The organism is Corynebacterium sp. ES2794-CONJ1 (assembly GCF_025660615.1).
Classification (GTDB): Bacteria; Actinomycetota; Actinomycetes; order Mycobacteriales; family Mycobacteriaceae; genus Corynebacterium.
In genome coordinates, this window is sequence record NZ_JAOTIM010000003.1 from 332,750 (window position 1) to 345,960 (window position 13,211).

General features: G+C 52.2%; 8 protein-coding genes, 2 tRNA genes, 1 pseudogene and 1 riboswitch. Of the genes and pseudogenes, 8 read left to right on the forward strand and 3 right to left on the reverse strand.

Features of this window, described 5'->3' with window-relative positions; all coding sequences use genetic code 11:
- Positions 1 to 28 precede the first annotated feature (28 nt).
- The 4 genes from serA to N7326_RS05710 all read left to right on the forward strand — a co-directional run bounded on the left by serA (position 29) and on the right by N7326_RS05710 (position 5,308).
- On the forward strand, positions 29 to 1,621 hold the full coding sequence (gene serA, locus N7326_RS05695) for a phosphoglycerate dehydrogenase (protein ID WP_259077830.1): 1,593 nt from the start codon (positions 29 to 31) through the stop codon (positions 1,619 to 1,621).
- 344 nt (positions 1,622 to 1,965) lie between these two features.
- On the forward strand, positions 1,966 to 3,822 hold the full coding sequence (locus N7326_RS05700; protein ID WP_263088292.1) for a putative nucleotidyltransferase substrate binding domain-containing protein: 1,857 nt from the start codon (positions 1,966 to 1,968) through the stop codon (positions 3,820 to 3,822).
- A 15-nt stretch (positions 3,823 to 3,837) separates the two neighbouring features.
- Positions 3,838 to 4,479, forward strand: a complete 642-nt coding sequence (locus N7326_RS05705) for an exonuclease domain-containing protein (RefSeq protein ID WP_259077827.1) — start codon at positions 3,838 to 3,840, stop codon at positions 4,477 to 4,479.
- Positions 4,480 to 4,510: 31 nt separating this feature from the next.
- A complete protein-coding gene (locus tag N7326_RS05710) occupies positions 4,511 to 5,308 on the forward strand; it encodes a fumarylacetoacetate hydrolase family protein (protein WP_259077824.1) in 798 nt (265 codons plus the stop codon).
- 40 nt (positions 5,309 to 5,348) lie between these two features.
- On the opposite strand, the gene N7326_RS05715 is transcribed toward N7326_RS05710, so the two are convergent.
- A complete protein-coding gene (locus tag N7326_RS05715) occupies positions 5,349 to 5,900 on the reverse strand; it encodes a MerR family transcriptional regulator (RefSeq protein WP_263088293.1) in 552 nt (183 codons plus the stop codon).
- Positions 5,901 to 7,114: 1,214 nt separating this feature from the next.
- Between N7326_RS05715 and gltX the strand changes: the two genes are divergently transcribed.
- Positions 7,115 to 8,596, forward strand: coding sequence for a glutamate--tRNA ligase (gene gltX, locus N7326_RS05720; protein WP_259077820.1), 1,482 nt, complete (start codon positions 7,115 to 7,117; stop codon positions 8,594 to 8,596).
- 69 nt (positions 8,597 to 8,665) lie between these two features.
- Here the strand turns inward: gltX and N7326_RS05725 are convergent, their stop codons facing one another.
- Positions 8,666 to 9,394 (reverse strand): nicotinamide mononucleotide transporter family protein, encoded by a 729-nt coding sequence (locus N7326_RS05725; protein ID WP_259078430.1) that lies wholly within the window; start codon positions 9,392 to 9,394, stop codon positions 8,666 to 8,668.
- 205 nt (positions 9,395 to 9,599) lie between these two features.
- Positions 9,600 to 9,747, reverse strand: a riboswitch (FMN riboswitch).
- A gap of 135 nt (positions 9,748 to 9,882) precedes the next feature.
- On the opposite strand from N7326_RS05725, the gene N7326_RS05730 reads away from it, so the two are divergent.
- The 3 genes from N7326_RS05730 (at position 9,883) to N7326_RS05740 (ending at position 11,138) form a co-directional block, all read left to right on the forward strand.
- Positions 9,883 to 10,857 carry an alpha/beta hydrolase family esterase gene (locus N7326_RS05730; RefSeq protein WP_259158360.1) on the forward strand — a complete coding sequence of 325 codons (975 nt, stop codon included), beginning with the start codon at positions 9,883 to 9,885 and terminating at the stop codon, positions 10,855 to 10,857.
- Positions 10,858 to 10,966: 109 nt separating this feature from the next.
- A tRNA-Gln gene (locus tag N7326_RS05735) sits at positions 10,967 to 11,038 on the forward strand.
- A gap of 27 nt (positions 11,039 to 11,065) precedes the next feature.
- Positions 11,066 to 11,138: transfer RNA gene (locus N7326_RS05740), tRNA-Glu, on the forward strand.
- Positions 11,139 to 12,516: 1,378 nt separating this feature from the next.
- On the opposite strand, the pseudogene N7326_RS05745 reads toward N7326_RS05740, so the two are convergent.
- Positions 12,517 to 13,211: pseudogene (locus tag N7326_RS05745) on the reverse strand (hypothetical protein); the annotation flags it as partial.

The window sequence follows — 13,211 nt, forward strand, 5'->3', positions numbered from 1 at the left end:
AACCCACCTGTCAAGGAGAATATACAACGTGAGCGTTTCACATCGCCCCGTAGTTTTAATTGCTGATAAATTGGCGCAGTCAACTGTTGATGCGCTTGGAGATGAGGTTGAGGTTCGCTGGGTTGATGGCCCCAATCGTGAGGCATTGATGGCAGCAGTTGCAGAGGCTGACGCGCTGTTAGTACGTTCCGCGACTACGGTAGACCGAGAGGTTTTGCAGGCGGCACCTCGTCTAAAGATTGTAGGTCGCGCGGGCGTGGGGCTGGACAACGTCGATATCCAGGCAGCCACAGAGCTGGGAATTATGGTCGCCAATGCACCCACCTCAAATATCCACTCGGCGTGCGAGCATGCAATTTCGCTACTACTAGCCACAGCTCGTCAAATTCCGGCGGCTGATTCAACGCTGCGCCGCGGTAAGTGGAAACGCTCGTCCTTTAACGGTGTAGAAATCTACGGTAAAACGATTGGCATTATCGGCTTTGGCCATATCGGACAGTTATTCGCGCAACGTCTCACGGCGTTCGGGGCCCGAATTATCGCCTTTGATCCTTATGCGAACCCGGCGCGTGCAGGCCAATTAGGCGTGGAGCTGCTGTCTTTGGTGGAGGTGGTTGAGCAATCTGATTTTATAACGATTCACCTACCCAAGACTCCGGAGACCGCGGGAATGTTCGACGCTGAACTGCTCGCTCACGCTAAGCCCGGGCAGATTATTATCAACGCAGCGCGAGGGGGATTGGTTGACGAACACGCTCTAGCTGAGGCGATACGCAGTGGGCGCATCAGGGGTGCTGGTTTTGACGTATTCGCCACTGAACCGTGCACCGATTCTCCGCTATTTGACCTCGATGAAGTGGTAGTTACCCCTCATTTGGGAGCGTCGACTGTTGAGGCACAAGATCGTGCTGGTACCGATGTGGCGGCCTCTTGCCTGCGAGCCTTAGCCGGCGAATTTGTCCCTGATGCGGTGAATGTGGCTGCGGGTCAAGTGGGTGAAGAAGTAGCCCTGTGGCTCGAACTAGCGCGTAAGCTCGGCCTGACCGTCAGCCATATGTTGGCACAAGCCCCAATCCGCTTAGAGGTGCAAGCTCGCGGTGAATTGTCCACCGAGGATGTGGAAGTTCTTGGCCTCTCGGCACTGCGTGGCCTCTTTGCTGGGATTGTCAATGAGCAAGTCACATTCGTGAATGCACCGATGATTGCCAAAGAACGGGGAGTGTCTTTGGAGGTGAGTACGCGTTCCGAGTCGGTATCGCATCGCTCGGTATTAGATGTCACGGCGATTGCAGCTGACGGCTCTCGGATTTCACTGATTGGTGCCCTCACGGGGCTCGACCGCGAAGAAAAAATCGTGCGCATCAATGGCCGCGGCATCGATCTGCGAGCTAAAGGCACTAACCTATTCTTCAATTATGCCGATACACCTGGTGCATTGGGGCGTGTCGGTACTGCTCTGGGCAATTATGGGGTCAATATTGTGGCCGCAGCTTTGACCACAGAGTCCTCTGGTGATAAAGCCGTCTTGATTTTGCGAGTGGATCGCCCCGTCGACGATGATGTCGTGGAATCAATCGCAGCTGACTTGGGGGCTGTAGCCTTCCAACTTGATCTCGGATAGGAATGGGATAAGGTAGCCCGCCTGAGGGGAGCGCTCAGATTAAAGGGCCATATGGGGAGCGAGTTGCGGCAGCTTCGAACACGGGGGTCGAGGCTGCCGCGATTTTTATTTCAGTAGGCTTTGCTATCTCGAGCCAGTAGGTGCAGGTGCGTATCTTCGCACGAGGGTTGATGTGCGTCTGCTCGCGCTGGGTAAAATGCGTCACATCTTCTTCATCTGTGTATATCTCTATTCCCGAATTAGAGCCGAGAATTGAATTCTACCCACAAAGCGGGGGAGATAGTCTCACAGATCCCTATCCTTAGGGGATACATACTTCTGCTTCACGCACTAAAGTGGGGAAGATGACAGTTGAATCAGTAGAAGTCACCGCTTTTCTCTCCACTCAAGCGCCTTATGCCCAACTCCCCAGCGAAATCCTCAGTGTGCTCGCTACTGAACTCGCGATCAGTTACGTTCGCCGCGGCAAGCGAATTAAGAATATTGGTGATGCCAATACCACTCTTTACCTCGTCCGCCAGGGAGCCGTCGACGTTCTCGATCGAGACAATATCCTCGTAGATCGGCGCGAATCTGGCCGTTCCTTCGGGTATTCCAGCCTCATCAGCGGCGAGAGCCTAAAGTACTCATTCGAAGCGTGTGAAGACAGTCTTCTTTATCTCATTCCTGAGGCCAGCTTTAGGCGAATAGCTAATCACGACGAGGCTTTTGCTCGCTATTTCGCCTCGCACACTCGCCGCATCCACGCCACCGCCACGACTTTGCGTCAAGGAGCTGCAACAGACCTTTTGCGTCGCTCTATTTCTGATTTCATGGTGGCAAACCCCACGACAGCATCCCCTACGACCAGTATTCAAGATGCCGCCATCAGGATGCACAAGACCAATGTGTCCTCTCTTATTATTCTTGAGGACTCTCAGCTCGTAGGGATCGTGACCGACCGAGACTTTCGAAAAAAGGTAGTAGCCAACGCTCTTGACGTAAGTCAGCCGCTCTCCACGATCATGAGCACCAATGTGGTCACTATCGCTACGACGGCACAAGCTTTTGAGGCCATGCTCATGATGACCGAATTTTCCATACACCACCTGCCTGTCCTTGATGGCACAACTTTGGCTGGTATCGTCAGTTCCCCCGACATTATGCGATTGCTGCAATCAGACCCGATTTATCTACTTGCGGATCTTAAGAATAAATACACCACTGAGCAGCTTCAAGAGGTTCACACCTCTGCTAGTGAGGTGGCGTTGCGCTTTATTGAACGGGGTTCCTCCCCAGGAGAAATCTCCAGCGTGATGAATGTGTCTGCCGACGCCCTCGGCCGCCATATTATATCGATGGCTATTGAGCATCTGGGCCCGGCACCCGTTCCGTTCTCTTTTATCACACCAGGTTCCCAGGGACGCCGTGAGATGGGATTTGCTTCTGACCAAGATAATGCTTTGATCCTAGATAATAGCTATGAGGAAAAACTCCATGGCGACTACTTTCAAGCACTTGGTGATTATACAAGCCGGCATCTTGCAGCCGCCGGCCAACCCCTGTGCCCCGGAGATATGATGGTCTCCAACCCAACGTGGCGAATGACAGAAGACGAGTGGATTACTTCCTTTCACCGGTGGATCACCGCCCCCGAACCAGACTCCCTCCTCTACGTCCAGACCTTCTTCGATATGCGCTCTCTTTTTGGTCAGACGGAACTCGAGCATATGGTTCGCCGAACCGCCTATCAAATGGCGCATAAGGCACGACGCCTTCACGCACACTTGGCGGCCCTTGCAGCGCGTCGAGAACCTCCCCTAGGTTTTTTTCGTGGATTTGTGCTCGAACGTGACGGTGAATACCGGCACACCCTGGACATTAAAAAGGGCGGAATAGCGGCTATTGTGCAAATGGCAAGACTTTACGCAATCACTGCCGGTGTCAGTGAGATCTCCACTCGTGACCGGCTAAAGGTATCGCACGAGCACGGAGTCGTCAGCGCCCAGGGTGCCCAGGATCTGATCGACTCCTTTGATTTTCTTAACTCGTTGACTTTTAAGCATCAAGGAAAGCAGATTCGCGGCGGACTACATCCTGATTACCACATCGATCCCATACTCTTGGGGAAAATGGACCGCGAACACTTAAGGGATGCCTTCGGCATTATCAAGAGCATGCAAACAGCACTGGCCACCACATATCCCGTGCGCACCATCTAGCAGGAGTCGATAGGCATGTTTCGTTTCTTAAAAAGACCTCAAATAACTGCAGAGTATCAAGCATTTTTAGACTCTGGCATCCCAAGTCTAGATGCTCAGCTTGCTGAGCTGAAGCTTCTAGCTGTGGATATGGAAACAACGGGTCTGAATCCTCATACGGACAATATCCTCGCGATCGGTTGGGTAGCTGTCAATGGGCCAACCATAGATATGTCGAGCGCAGGCTATGAATTAGTGCGTGGTCACCTAGTAGGATCCTCCGCCACCATTCACCATCTGACTGACGATGAAGTGGCGCACGGGCTGAACGAACCCGATGCTATAAGAAGGCTTGTGTTCGCTATGCACGGACGATTGATGCTCAATCACTTCACCGCCCTAGAAACCCAATTTCTCAATCGGGCGACAAAGAAATACTTCGCCGCGAGCTTTTCCTTCGATACGGTTGATACCTTTCAGATCGAGCGAGGCCATATGGAGCGCATGGGAACCTATCCGCGGGGGGAAGACCTGAGACTAGCCGTAGTGCGTCGGCGCTACGGTCTTCCTGATTATGGCAACCATAACGCATTGACCGACGCTCTAGCCTGCGCAGAGTTATTTCTCGCCCAACAAGCTCATCTACCGGCTGCAACCGCCAAAGGTTTGATGGGGTAGCGCGCAATATTCTAGGTTAGAATCTCTGTTTATGCGATTTGGACGAATAGCTACCCCAGATGGAATGTTTTTCTGCACTGTTGAGTCTCGCGATGACAAGCAGTGGTGTCGGGTTATTGAGGGTACCCCTTTTACTTCTCCCCGTTATAGCGGTAAAGAGTATCCGTTGGAGGAGGTCAAGGTTCTTGCGCCGATGCTGCCGAGCAAGATTGTGGCAGTGGGCCGTAACTATGCCGACCACGTTAGGGAACTATTTGGAAAAACATCCGAAGAGTTACCACCCACCCTGTTTCTCAAGCCGCCGACCGCAGTAGTGGGGCCTGAGGCGCCCATCAGGATTCCCGATTTCGCCCACAACGTGGAATTTGAAGGTGAATTAGGGCTCGTCATTGCAAAGCCGTGCAAAAATGTCAGTGCCAATAACTGGAGGCAGGTTGTGCTTGGCTATACCATCGTCAACGACGTATCCTCTCGTTCGTTGCAATTTTCCGATCACCAGTGGGCGAGGGCAAAGGGTATCGATACATTTGCACCCATCGGCCCATGGATTGAGACCGATCTCGACGCCATTGATACTGAGGACGTACCGATTAGGGCCTACTTAACTCATGAGGGTGAGACTGTTACGAAGCAGAATTCAAATTCGCGGGAGATGATTATGGATATCGGGGAGATCATCGAGTTTATTACGGCCTCTATGACGTTATTGCCAGGCGATATTATCTTCACTGGTTCTCCAGCTGGTACCGCGGAAATGGTTCCAGGTGATCGCATCGAAATCGAGATTCCAGGCTTGGGAAAACTTGCTAACCCAGTAGAACGGGCATAAAAAATTGGCCTAAACGATATATATCGCTTAGGCCAATTTTTTATTCGGCAGCTTTCTTGTCAGAAGAACAGCAGCGATCATGCGTGTCTTCCACTACCGGTAGCTCCGATTTTGCACCGTCGGCGCAGCAGCAAGGACTATCAGCTGTTGCTCCAGGAGGGCAGCACTGCTGATCATCACAGGTTGCGGGGTCGCAACAACCTGGTGGGCAGCATAATGGGGCTAGGGCTTGGTTCACATCGGTTTCGCTCACGGGTGTCTCCTTGGACAATAGTGCGTCAATCTCACCGAGCATTGCGTGCAGTGAAACGATTTGCTGTTCCACGTAGGCTCGCTGCTGGTGGAGATATGGCCGCAGATTATGGGGGTAATCATCACTATCGAGCAGCGCCGAAATTTCTTTTAAGCTCATTCCGATGGTGCGGAAGATAATGATGGTCTGCAGACGCGAGATATCATCATTGCTGTAAAGGCGATGACCTTGCCATGACCGGGTGCAAGGGGAGAGAAGCCCGATATCATCCCAGTGGTGGAGAGTCCGCTTGGTCAGTTGGTAGAGTTCCGCGACCTCTCCAATGGTTCTCGTGTGCATAGTGCTTACCCTTCCAGCCTTCCGTAACGTGATGTCAAGCATAATGGTGAAACTGCCAATATCAACGCCTTCCAGAACGTCGCCAGAGTAGCGAAGACATTTCAAGCATCCATGAGAAGCCCTGATCTCGCAACGATCGCACTACCTTCGTGACCCCACCCACCAGCGCCTACGCGTTCGTGCAGGCGTATAGACAACTTCAAAATCGCCTAATCTCTCGCCTAATCTCTCAAAGTGACGCTATATCGTCAGTAACGAAGCTAGGGACTTAAGGGCGGTGTACCTTTGGGAGAAAGCGCCAGGGAGACATATATTCTCCTCGTCGGGCACATGGGTATAGATAGTCTCGCCGGTTGATCACAGGTATCTCGTCACGGCTTTATCGGGCAGGGTATTGGACGGGGTGTCAGGGCCTAAACTTATTGACCACAGCAGACCTCAAGAGAGAAGTTGTGGGCCATGGTGCCCCAATTGATCATAATTTTTGATTTTTCTTAGGACGGTGCCGATAGTTTCCTACTGTCCGCGGCGGCTGAAATATATAGCTGGCGAAACGATAACGAGTAGGCCCTAACGAGCTGCCTGCATCTTCTCCATAGAGGTCACCTCGGGTTTTGATTAGCAGGAAGGTTTAGAGTATGGAGCGGAAAAGATTCTTAGTGTTGTGCCGTGCGGATAGGAAGCAGTGGTCTTTATGTTGGACGAATATAGCTCTCTGAATAATGTTTGTTGCTATTCGCAGCACACCTTGTCTGGATTTGTTTAAGAACTCTCTGTCACGATTGAATAAGGCTATATCTCCACGTAGTGTTCGCAGAGATTATGCAGCTTGCTCACGAGTGTCGTGTAGCACGGGCACAGTCTCGACTAGCTCCCAGATCTCCTCGTATGTGAACTAAATAATCAAAGAGCTTCTCAACCAGGCCCCTTGCAAAGGCTAGAGATTGCCGCGGGCGAATTCTGCTAGGAAAACCGGTGTGAATGCGTGCAGAGTGACTGACAATTGTGGAACCTACCTATGGTCTCCCCAAGTATGACCCAAGTATGACCCACGTATCAACCAGGATTCGACTAGTAGGGCATGACTAAGCACGTTATCTTCGACTAAAAATCTGTGCGCTAATAAGTTCTGGAATCTTGAAGCTTCACCTTTTCTAGCGCCTGATAGATTCCAAGAGGCATATCTACGTGTCGATGAACTACACTAAGTAACCATGTCTGAAGTACGCGTACGATTCTGTCCATCACCAACTGGCACCCCCCATGTAGGCATGGTGCGCACCGCCCTCTTCAATTGGGCTTACGCTCGCCATACGGGGGGAAAGCTGATCTTCCGCATCGAGGATACTGATGCCGCCCGCGATTCCGAGGAATCATATCAGGCGATTATTGATTCTCTCGAGTGGCTAGGAATTAACTGGGACGAAGGCGTCAATATCGGCGGTCCCGACGCCCCGTACCGGCAATCGCAGCGTATGGAGATCTATCAGGATGTGCTGGAAAAACTTAAAGAGTCAGGATGGGTATACCCCGCCTACTCAACCGCTCAAGAAGTAGAAGAACGTCACAAGCAGGCTGGTCGCGATCCGAAATTGGGCTACGATAACTTCGATCGTGATCTGAGCGCGGAGCAGATCGCCGCGTTTGAGGCTGAAGGCCGCCAGCCAGTGTGGCGGTTACGGATGCCTGAGAATGATTGGCGTTGGTCCGATCTAGTGCGCGGGGACATCGAGTTCAAACGTCAAACCCAGCCCGATTTCGTAGTTGCCCGATCTAACGGTGCTCCGCTGTACACACTGGTCAACCCCGTAGACGATGCCCTGATGGGCGTCACTCACGTCTTGCGTGGCGAGGACCTTCTGCCCTCAACTCCGCGCCAGCTTGCCTTATATGAGGCCCTCAAGGAGATAGGTGTTGCCAAGCACACTCCCACCTTTGGCCACCTGCCTTTTGTTATGGGGGAGGGCAATAAGAAGTTGTCCAAGCGCGATCCCGAATCTAACCTCTTTCACCACCGCGATAAGGGCATTATTCCTGAAGGAATGCTGAACTATTTAGCGTTGCTGGGTTGGTCGCTCTCCTCGGAGCGCGATATTTTCAGTGTGACGGAGCTCGTGGAGAATTTCGAGGTCACTGATGTTCTTGCAAACCCAGCTCGCTTTGACCAAAAGAAGCTCGAAGCAATCAACGCCGATCATATTCGCTTGCTTCCGCTCGATGATTTCACGCATCGGCTACGCGACTACTTAGAGCGGTATTACGATTTCCCCGCGGACTACCCGAAGCAGAAGTTCGCCCTTGCTGCAGAATTAGTGCAGACTCGCATCAAGACGCTCTCAGACGCCTGGCAGTTATTAAAATTCTTGGTTACGGCCGATGAAGATCTCATCTTGGATGAAAAATCTGCACGAAAGAACCTCAAAGAGGCTGCCCTCGAACCACTTCGCGCCGGTATTGCGGCCTTAGAAGCGATAGCTGATTGGACAACTCCTGAGATTGAAAAGGCGCTATCGACGGCCCTAATCGAAGAACTTGGACTCAAGCCGCGTATTGCCTACGGAGCACTGCGAGTAGGGATCTCTGGAGAGGCCATTTCACCGCCACTTTTCGAGTCCATGGAATTGCTCGGTAAGGATTCCACTCTGTTTAGACTTCGTCGTGCCTTGGAGCAGACTCCGTTCCAAATAGTCAACTAGTCTGAGCCAGGACCCGCTGCCCGATAACAAGACCCCTTAACCGATATGAGGTTTAAGGGGTCTTGTTGGTTAAACTTCAGCCGAAGCTAGCGGAGATCGCGCAGCATTTCGTTGCACTCGCATCCATACAAAGAAGCCCCAGATAACGAAAATGCCGTAGATGATATACAGGATGGCTGACGGGTAGTAGCCTGCGCTTAGCAATAGTGGTACACCTACGATGTCAACCCCGATCCAGATTAGCCAGAATTCAGTCCAGCCACGAGCCATGCCGTACGTAGCGAGAAGCGAACCGGTGAAAATCCATGCGTCGGCCAAAGGCCCCCACGATCCCAGAGCCGAGAAGACCCAGGCGAGAGTAGCAGTCAGAACAACAGCGGCGACCACTAGACCGAGGCGCTCCTTATTAGTGGCCCACCGTGGTTCCACTGCAGCTGCTTCATCGTGGGGTTCGCTGATAATTGAACGGCTGGGATTAGTCCCTGAAGCCTCCCTTATGCCGCGGCGTTTCGCCTTCGACCAGTTCCACCACCCGTATACGCTGACAATGAGGAACATAACCTGGCGCCCTGCTTGGCCGTAGAGATCGAGGTTTTGTGGAGTGTGAAAGACTCCCCCAAGAAAAACAGTAAACAGTAGCAGATTGCCGATAATACCGACAGGCCAGGCCCACACAACTCGGCGCATGCCTCCGATTGCTGAGGCAAGACCAAAGGCGTTACCGATGATTTCGCGCCATAAAATGGGGACGCCGCCGATAACGAGGGTGGCATCAAGAAGGGTAGTGAGAAGATTCACGATAAAACTCCAGAAGGTAGTAGGAATACGCAAATCCTCAAGGTGAAAAGCGAAGCATTCTCCTTAGAGCGCTGGATATAAAGAAAGAGCCCTCACGAGCGGTTCTCTTTTAGTCTTCATAACCAGAGCTGAAAAGAAACCACGCGCCGAGGCCGGTATGGTTGCTTTGTTGAGCAACCATCGACAGTCTTTAGCTGCAGCTAACTTCTGCTCTCTTTCATCCGGACTATAACCGTCGGCTCTGGAGTTGCACCAGATCTGCTGACCCACCTCCAAGGAAAGTGGCGCTCGCGGGCTCGACTCATATAAGTCTTACCGCCGGTGGGGAGTTTCACCCCGCCCTGAGAACGTAACACGATTCTAACAAACGGAGATGAATACTCAGAAATCCCATTTATCCCGTTAAACTGAGAGCTATCATGATAAATCGTCGAAGGCATCGGACGCACTCCAAGAGTGGTCTTGTTACTAGCGCTCTAATAGGAGCATTGGCCGGCTCACTCATAGCATTCCCGCTGCACGATCTCAGCTCCACACAACCCGATCCGCTGCATCTCGACGCGGTGACCCCGAGAGTCGAAGAATTCTTGGAACCCCAACTAGCTGCTGTCGAAGAGCGCGCGGATATTCTGTCTCGAAACGTAGCTCGTTACGGTGAGGATCTTAGCTACAACCCTGTTCCTCCGGTGGCTCCAGGTATGCAGCAAAGTGTAGAAATGCGAGATGATAGTGGTATTACCAGGCGATATATCGTCCATATAGGCTCTCAGTACAATTTAGACAATCCCGCTCCCGCTCCAGTGCTTTTCGCCTTTCACGGGTGGAAAGAAGGTGCAGAGGCCTTTGTTAAACATTCTGGCTTCGCTAATACCAAAGCTTGGGAGGAAGCCATCGCGATTTACCCCCAAGGGCTTGACAGTGCGTGGGAGGGGGCTCCCTACGCTAAAGCCACGGCTTCAGAGGATATGGATTTCATACGAGCAATCCTTGAGCAGATCGATCGCGACTATAAAATCGACCGCAACCGTGTCTACGCTGCGGGCTTCAGCAATGGTGGGGGAATGGCGGCAGCCCTAGGGTGTAAGATGCCGGAAACTTTCGCCGCGATTGCCACGGTCTCCGCCGCCTTCTACTTTCCCACTCTAGACGGCTGCGTGCGTTCTCCGATGCCCGGGCTTTTCGTGCACTCCTCAGAGGACCAAATCATTTCCTATGAGGGGGGTAAACGGCACGGCGCCTACTATTATGCGCCACGTTTCGCCGCCGACTTTGAGGCGGTACGCAACGGCTGTTCACAATCTACTCCCGACGTCGACCGCTTTGGGAATGGGGAGCGTTATATTTATCGTGGATGTACTGCTGAGACGCAGCATATTCGGATCGATGGACAACCGCATAAGTGGATACTCGATCCATCCCTGCCGGGCTATATCTGGAATTTCCTCAGCAGTAAGTCGAAATAGAGCCAGAAGATCTAGTCGCCTAGCTCGCGATTTGCTTTCGAGAGGTGTAACTGGTTAAATATCATTTCGTTGCATTGCGCACGGAAACAGCTTTCAAGCGCAGCAGCATTGGCCTATGGTGTAATTGGCAACACAAGGGTTTCTGGTACCCTCGTTCTAGGTTCGAGTCCTGGTAGGCCAGCAAGTGGTTTTATCCACTTAGTTCTATGCCCCGTTCGTCTAGTGGCCTAGGACGCCGGCCTCTCACGCCGGTAACACGGGTTCAAATCCCGTACGGGGTACAATTCCGCGAATACTAAAGAGTGCGGATAGGGATCTACGAGGCAGCCGGTGGAAATCTACCGACTGCCTCTTTTTCTTGCCCGTCTAGTGGCAGTGTTACCAGGGCATCGTTATTAGACGGTTTGCGGACAAAATATGAAACTTTAGATTCCCCGAGGTTTTCGCCAACGTTTAAGTATTTCAAGGCCAGTTGCATAGCAAGTTAGAAACTCTCCATGTAGTTGCACGTCTCATTTTGTTGTTAGTGCCGTGCCTAGATGATCGGCCCACATAATGCTCAGCGGCAATAAACTCCTGCACCACGGCCCCACCTTGAGCACGAAATCGCTGCCGAACCATAGTGTCTCATGTTGAGAACTTTCTCGAACCCGATTCGAAGGTAGTGTTCGCCAGGTGGTGTCGCCCGAGCTCCACATCCCCTGCGCTGGCACAACTGCTCATGCAGGCGAGAATGCCTGCATTCACATTACCGAAAAGAACCCAATTCGATCTAGGGGGCCTTCCAGACACCGTGTAGCTTGTATATATATTCGGAAAAAAGTCGGTCCTGATCGCTGTCGAAATTAGACTCAAGACCCTGGGAGATTCAACTGCACTTCCCACAAACTCGTCACGCTTGTAGGACTGCAACCCCTTATTATCTGCATGTTGTTGTTTAGAAACTCCAGTTAGATATCGCTGGTAGATAGAAGCTTCGAAGCTCTCATACCCTTTAGATGGTGCGTCCGTACTCAACAAATGTTCCAGTCCCATGTGATTCTGTGAGTAGACTGCATAGGCTTCGCACTGCATGGATAACTTTTGATTTGAGATCACTTGAGTAAAAAAATGTTCAGTACCGCTTGCGCCAAATAGTAACCGTATTTGATGGATCATCGCTCCTTCCCATTCCTTAGCGAGGTCTACGGAAGCGGCGTGGCTTGGACAGCCGGACTCCGATTCGCAGGGTCTATGGCGGCGGCCTATACCACTTGTGAGATGGTAGACGCCTGAATTAACAGCAACGCATACACAGCGTCCGATACTGGTTAGGCTGAAAACCGACGAGGTATCCCATAGGGTTGAAAGCGCTCTAGCAGTTGCTGGATAAAACACCGTCGATATCACAGCTCGCTGCAAACGCACTATACCTAGATTTTTCCCAAGGGTGCTGGGGCACTAAGGTTTTTCGCCCGCACTCTGCATTCAAGTTAAATAAGAGCTGACGGTGAAAACCTCAGTGTGCGCAGGATAAAATATAGGGTCATACCTCTACATTTCCTGTAACGATCTCTAGACCCTCAAGCTGGCGTATCCTTAAACTACAGACAGCGTTTGTTATCGGCAGACGAATAGGGCTCGGAAATGTCGTTTGGGTGGTGCTCTTTTAGAGTGGTGTTAGTTGGTGTCCTCGTCTCTGATCCACTCACCGATTACCTTAGGGATCACAACCGGGGGATCACCAAGAAGATCCCGAAGGTTCCCCTCACGCTCAACCGGATTACTAATCCGACGCTTCTGCTTCCGCCCTTGATCCTCACCAGGCTGGGCCTGATTCATCATCGGAACAAACCCACGCCCTTGAGAACCCGACTGAGACGAACCCGCCCCACCGGAGGAATTCAATCCGCGGGAAGTCCCCGACGACCCATCCGGACCGTTCGACCCCACACCACCAGTACCCCCTGGCCCGTGCACACCAGGAGAAGAACCCCGAGGAGTGCCCCGCTGGTTGAGACCATTGTCGGCAAACGCACCACCGCGACGAGCCACGTCACCTGAGGTAGTGCTGTTGCGGCTACCAGTTGTGCGGTGACCGATATAACCAGTCCCATTTTTGGAACCTAATAAACGCGAGCGGGAGTTGAGGGAGGAATGATCTTGGGCGTTTGCACCTAAAGCTCCACGGTCACCGATGCTCCCTCCGGTTCCAAGACCACTATAAGGAGTACTGGTAGTGGTGGGATTTTTACCTGTTAGTGTTGCATACGCATGTGGTGGGAGACCACCACCGGTGGCAAAACTAGTGTGTGTGGTGGTTGTTGCTGCGGTGGTGGTCATTGGCGAGGCCCCTGCCCCAGCAAGGCCTGCCC

Coding starts and splice junctions, on each gene's coding strand:
- gltX (WP_259077820.1), top strand. CDS start 7,115: ATGTCTGAAGTACGCGTACGATTCTGTCCATCACCAACTGGCACCCCC.
- N7326_RS05705 (WP_259077827.1), top strand. CDS start 3,838: ATGTTTCGTTTCTTAAAAAGACCTCAAATAACTGCAGAGTATCAAGCA.
- N7326_RS05700 (WP_263088292.1), top strand. CDS start 1,966: ATGACAGTTGAATCAGTAGAAGTCACCGCTTTTCTCTCCACTCAAGCG.
- N7326_RS05715 (WP_263088293.1), bottom strand. CDS start 5,900: ATGCACACGAGAACCATTGGAGAGGTCGCGGAACTCTACCAACTGACC.
- N7326_RS05710 (WP_259077824.1), top strand. CDS start 4,511: ATGCGATTTGGACGAATAGCTACCCCAGATGGAATGTTTTTCTGCACT.